This is a genomic window from Paenibacillus oryzae, assembly GCF_001675045.1.
GTDB classification, from domain to species: Bacteria; Bacillota; Bacilli; order Paenibacillales; family Paenibacillaceae; genus Pristimantibacillus; species Pristimantibacillus oryzae.
Map to the genome: position 1 here is coordinate 1 of NZ_LYPA01000063.1, position 5,459 is coordinate 5,459.

General features: G+C 51.8%; 5 protein-coding genes. All 5 read left to right on the top strand.

Going from position 1 to position 5,459, the window contains the following annotated elements; translation table 11 throughout:
* The first annotated feature begins 92 nt into the window (after positions 1-92).
* The 5 genes from A7K91_RS13815 (at position 93) to melA (ending at position 5,218) form a co-directional block, all read left to right on the top strand.
* Complete coding sequence (locus tag A7K91_RS13815) at positions 93-500, top strand: hypothetical protein (RefSeq protein ID WP_156739550.1); 408 nt, start codon at positions 93-95, stop codon at positions 498-500.
* Between the two features lie 72 nt (positions 501-572).
* Entirely contained in the window at positions 573-1,244 is a 672-nt protein-coding gene (locus A7K91_RS13820) for a sulfite oxidase-like oxidoreductase (RefSeq protein ID WP_068683672.1), read from the top strand.
* Complete coding sequence (locus A7K91_RS13825; RefSeq protein WP_068683674.1) at positions 1,245-1,970, top strand: nucleoside phosphorylase; 726 nt, start codon at positions 1,245-1,247, stop codon at positions 1,968-1,970.
* A gap of 423 nt (positions 1,971-2,393) precedes the next feature.
* Positions 2,394-3,467 (top strand): AraC family transcriptional regulator, encoded by a 1,074-nt coding sequence (locus A7K91_RS26855; protein WP_068683676.1) that lies wholly within the window; start codon positions 2,394-2,396, stop codon positions 3,465-3,467.
* A 209-nt stretch (positions 3,468-3,676) separates the two neighbouring features.
* Positions 3,677-5,218 (top strand): alpha-glucosidase/alpha-galactosidase, encoded by a 1,542-nt coding sequence (melA, locus tag A7K91_RS13835; RefSeq protein ID WP_245697507.1) that lies wholly within the window; start codon positions 3,677-3,679, stop codon positions 5,216-5,218.
* The last annotated feature ends 241 nt before the right edge of the window (positions 5,219-5,459 follow it).

The window sequence follows — 5,459 nt, forward strand, 5'->3', positions numbered from 1 at the left end:
GGGACTTGGAATCCTTCAATCCCTTATTCAGGTAGGCAAAAATAGCTTTTCCTTTGCAGTGGTACCTGAGTAGTAACGATTTATCGTACAAAATGAAGCGAAGAAGCGCTACGGTTTGGGATTTTGTACGATTCGTCGTACAAAATGGAGCGAAGCAGCGCCAAGGATTGGGATTTTGTACGATTCGTCGTACAAAATGGAGCGAAGCAGCGTTATGGTTTGGGATTTTGTACGATTGGTCGTACAAAATGGAGCGAAGCAGCGCTACGGTTTGGAATTTTGTGCGATTCGTCGTACAAAATGGAGCGAAGCAGCGCTACGGTTTGGAATTTTGTACGATTCGTCGTACAAAATGGAGCGAAGCAGCGCTGCGATTTGGGACTTTGTACGATTTATCGTACAAAATAGAGCGAAGCAGCGCCAAGGTTTGGGATTTTGTACGATTCGTCGTACAAAATAACCTAAAAGGGTTCGATAACGCCGATTTTCTTCGATGTTAAACCTGCAGCGGCGTTTAACTTGCTTTCAACTCAATTTTCACCATTTTTCAGATATGCGGAGGAATGACTACCATGCACAACAAGGCTGAACGTCTCAAAAAAGTCAATCCCAGAATAGTAGAAGTCGATTCAGAGATTGCTCATAGGGTGCCGCCAGGCCAGACGGTGACGGAACGGTTTCCGATTTTGCATGAAGGGGAAGTGCCGCATTATAGTATGGCGGACTGGTCGCTATCCATATTTGGCGAAGCGGAGAATAAAGGAAGCTGGACCTTTGACCAACTGCTTGAGCTGCCGCAAACCAAGGTGGTTTGCGATATTCACTGCGTGACTCGCTGGTCCAAGCTGGATACGGAGTGGGAAGGCGTTCGCTTTTCGGAGCTGCTGGCCCGTCTTGACGTATCGCCGGAAGCCCGCTATGTGATGGTGCGTGCGGATCAGGATTATGAAACCAACTTACCGATCGAGGATTTGCTGCGTGACGATGTTATTTTGGCTCATCGTTACGACGGCGCGCCGCTTTCCGACAAGCACGGAGGCCCGCTGCGCCTCATAGTGCCTCATCTTTATTTCTGGAAAAGCGCCAAATGGATCACCGGATTGGAATTTATGAAGGAAGACCGGCCCGGATTTTGGGAGCGCAATGGCTTCCACAATTACGCAGACCCCTTCCGGGAGCAACGTTTTTCCGGCGAAAACCTGGATATTCCCGAGGACGAGTGGCTGAAAAAGGAGTTTGATTAGATGTTTTTGCCTATTCTGCAAGTCAATAGCGAGGATCTGCCCGGTTTGGCTATCGTATGCGGCGATCCAAGACGCGCGGAGGTTATCGCCCGCAAGCTGGACAATGTACGAGAGCTGTCTTTTGCCCGGGAATATCGTACGTTTGTTGGCGAATTCAGCGGGACACGGCTGGCGGTAGTCAGTCATGGCGTTGGTTCGCCGGGAGCCGCCGTATGCTTCGAGGAGCTCATTCGCGGCGGAGTCGGGACGTTGATCCGGGTTGGCACGGCCGGCTCCTATTCGGCGGAGCATCCGGCTGGCAGCCTCATAATCAGCACAGCTGCAATTCGTGCGGAAGGCTTGACCCGCCAGCTTGTACCGGAGGGTTTCCCCGCCGTTGCGGATAGCGCCGTTACGGAGGCGCTGTATGAAGCCGCGCTGCAAGGCGGCGGTATTGTAAAAAAAGGGCTGACGGTAACGCTGGACGTCTTTTTCTCCGGAGTTGTGGACATCCCCCACAAAACGTATAAAGCTGCTGGCGCGCTCGCTGTCGAAATGGAGATTGCAGCCCTTTATGTTGTTGCAAGTCTTCGGGGGGCGCGTGCTGGCGCTATTTTGGCTTTGGACGGTTATGCAGACGCCGATTTGGCTGCCGAATACGATCCTCACTCCGACGAAGTGGCGAATGCCGTGGAGAGGGAAATTGACGCGGCTCTTCGCGCAGCCGTGAAGCTGGCTTCTCATTGAATGTCCCAATGCCGCTATATAAGTTAAACAAAAGAGTTTCAGCGGTGTAGGCCGGCGTGGGAAAAGTTCTTCCGATCGCAGTTGTTCCCAGATTTCCCTGAATGATAGGTTCAAATGGTGAAATCCGGGAACACAAGCGACCGCTTAAAACGTTCTGGAAGAACGTTACTTCGTAAGCATATGCTTTTCTCCAGAACCCCTCACACTCTGGCCTGTCGCTGGCCTGTCGCTACTTTTCTTTTGTTCAACTTATATAGATGGATCAATTCGACGGGAGGAGTGTTTGCCGTGACCGGCATTNTACTTCGTAAGCATATGCTTTTCTCCAGAACCCCTCACACTCTGGCCTGTCGCTGGCCTGTCGCTACTTTTCTTTTGTTCAACTTATATAGATGGATCAATTCGACGGGAGGAGTGTTTGCCGTGACCGGCATTTTTAAACCGGAGTGGCTGGAGGGAGACAAGCATCCGCGCGTTTACGCTTATTATTTTAGGCAGTGGGCGGATTATACGATGAGCTTTCATACTCACGCTTCCGTTGAAATTATGTATGTTCTTTCCGGCAAATGCCGGGTGGAGGTAGCTCGGGATTACCCTATGGGTGACACTTGTGAAGCGGAAGCAGAAGCAGAAGCAGAAGCAAAAGCAAAAGCAAAAGCAAAAGCAAAAGCAAAAGCAGAAGCAGAAGCAGAGGCGGTAAGCGGCGAGGCGGCGGGAACAGACCGGAAACGTTCCATTGCAGAGGAGGAGCCCCAGGTTCAGTGGACCGGGGCTTTTTCCCGTTATGAGCTAAAAAAGGGCCAGTTTATTATTCTGGATGCAACGGTGCCGCATCGGCTGCTGGTCGAGGAGAAGGGGCCTTGCCGGATGCTAAATGTTGAGTTTGATATGGCAGAGTGCGCAACCGGGCTGCCCTCGCTGAGAAAGCTGTGTCAGGAGGACGAGGAGGTTCGGGAACTGGCGGAGGAAATCTCCACCCACCTTGTTTTATCGGATTGCGATGAGTTATACCCGGTGCTCAAAAGTCTTGTGCTGGAGCTAGGGGCGGGCGAGGAGTCCCGCAAGATGAAGGTTCAGCTGCTTTTTGCCCAGCTGCTGGTGACGATTGCGCATATCCGCAGAGATATGCTGGCTAAAGGCGACAATCCCGCAGGCCGGTACGTAACAGAGGCGATTCGGTATATGCAGCAAAACTATGACCGCGATATCGGCGTCAAGGATATTGCGTCGGCCGTTAATTTGCATCCCGGCTATTTGCATCGGGTATTTGGAGCTGCTACCGGCACAACGATTACATCGTACCTGACGGATCTGCGCATGGAAAAAGCGATGATGCTGCTGCGCCGGACCGATATTCCCGTTGGAGATATTCCTGAATATGCGGGCATTGGCAGCCGTGCCTACTTTCATGCGTTGTTCCGGAAGCATACGGGAGTTACGCCTGTGGAATACCGTAAATCCCAGCAGCTGCATGAGAGCTTTTGGGAGAAGGAGTAGAGGTAGACCGATAGCTGCAATGGGAGCGGCAGAGAAGGAGAAAGCAGAAGCAGAAGGCGAGATGTAGGGGGGGCATGGGGGCGGACTAAGGCTTATTTTTGAAAATAGATGATTGATAAAAGTGACGATTTCTGACAAGCCGGCGTTTAAGTGGTCACCATTTTGATAACGCTTTCGGAGCGATGTTGCTACAATGGGAGCATAGATAGATGAAACAGCCTGACGGCTGGCTTGGAGGAGATGCATTTATGTCAACTATCAAAATTACGTTTATCGGCGCCGGATCTATCGGGTTTACGAGGGGGCTCCTGCGCGATTTGTTGTCTGTTCCCGAGCTTCAGAGCATTTCGGTTGCTTTTACCGACATCAGCGAACCCAATCTGGAGATGGTCACTAAGCTTTGCCAGCGGGATATTACGGAGAACGGCCTTTCTATTAAGATACATGCTACAACCGACCGTAGAGAAGCGTTGAAGGATGCCAACTATGTTATTTGTACAATCCGGGTGGGCGGCCTTGAAGCTTTTGCGAGCGATGTAGATATTCCGTTGAAATACGGAGTGGATCAATGCGTCGGGGATACATTATGCGCCGGAGGCATCATGTACGGGCAGCGCGGCATAGCGGAGATGCTGAACATTTGCCGTGACATCCGGGAAAATGCGGCATCCGATGTGCTGCTGCTCAACTATGCCAATCCGATGGCTATGCTTACCTGGGCCTGCAATAAATATGGCGGCGTTCGTACGGTTGGGCTTTGCCATGGCGTACAAGGCGGGCATTGGCAAATTGCCGAGGCGTTTGGGTTAAAGCAGGAGGAAGTGGATATTATCTGCGCGGGAATCAATCACCAGACGTGGTACATTTCCATTTCGCATCAGGGCAAGGATTTGACCGGCGAATTGCTGGAGGCATTTGAACGCCATGAGGATTTTAGCCGGACCGAGAAGGTAAGGATCGATATGCTGCGCCGTTTTGGCTACTACAGCACGGAGTCCAACGGACATTTAAGCGAATATGTGCCCTGGTACAGAAAAAGGCCGGAGGAAATTGGCGAATGGATCGACCTTGGCAACTGGATCAACGGGGAAACAGGCGGTTATTTGCGCGTATGCACAGAGGGGCGGAGCTGGTTTGAGACCGATTTTCCCAACTGGATGAAGGATGCGCCCTTGGAGTACAAAAGCGAGCTGAGAAGCCATGAGCATGGCTCCTATATTATCGAGGCTCTTCAAACGGGGCGTGTATATCGCGGCCATTTCAACGTCGTTAACAACGGCATCATCTCCAATTTGCCGGATGACGCGATTATTGAAGCGCCAGGGTATGTCGATCGAAACGGCATTTCGATGGCACTGGTTGGCGATTTGCCGCTTGGACCGGCAGCTGTGTGCAACGTCAGCATATCGGTGCAGCGTCTGGCTGTCGAAGCGGCCGTTCACGGCGACGACAAGCTGCTGCGGCAAGCTTTTATGATGGACCCGCTGGTAGGAGCCGTCTGCAATCCAAAGGAAATTTGGCAAATGGTCGACGAAATGCTGGTCGCCGGAAGCCAGTGGCTGCCGCAATACGGGACGGCTATTGCTGCTGCAAAGCAGCGTCTTGAGACTGGCCCTCTGCTTCCTACCAAGGATTACAAGGGAGCCGCGCGTCTGAAAGTCAAATCGGTTGAGGAAATGCAGCAGGACCGCGATGCCGCCAACCGTAATGCGGGCGAATCCGACAAGGGCAAGGACCGGGCAAAACAATAAACGGGCAAACCAATAAACGGGCAAAGCAATAAAATGGAATGGTCTAGCCGCCTGGAGCAGGGTTTCAAAAACACAGCTATCTATTAATGGCTGATTTGTAATCGGAATGCAAAAGAGCCTTCATAACCGCTTAAAAGTGGTTTTCAAGGCTCTTTTTACGATGTGCGCCCGGCATGGGCGATAACTAGGCGGTGAAAGTCCGCTACAGGCTTGGCAGTAGGAACTGTTAGCTGAAGGCAAG

Excerpts from the sequence above, each read along its gene's own strand:
- A7K91_RS13815 (WP_156739550.1), top strand. The coding sequence starts at position 93 with ATGAAGCGAAGAAGCGCTACGGTTTGGGATTTTGTACGATTCGTCGTA.
- A7K91_RS13820 (WP_068683672.1), top strand. The coding sequence starts at position 573 with ATGCACAACAAGGCTGAACGTCTCAAAAAAGTCAATCCCAGAATAGTA.
- A7K91_RS13825 (WP_068683674.1), top strand. The coding sequence starts at position 1,245 with ATGTTTTTGCCTATTCTGCAAGTCAATAGCGAGGATCTGCCCGGTTTG.
- melA (WP_245697507.1), top strand. The coding sequence starts at position 3,677 with ATGAAACAGCCTGACGGCTGGCTTGGAGGAGATGCATTTATGTCAACT.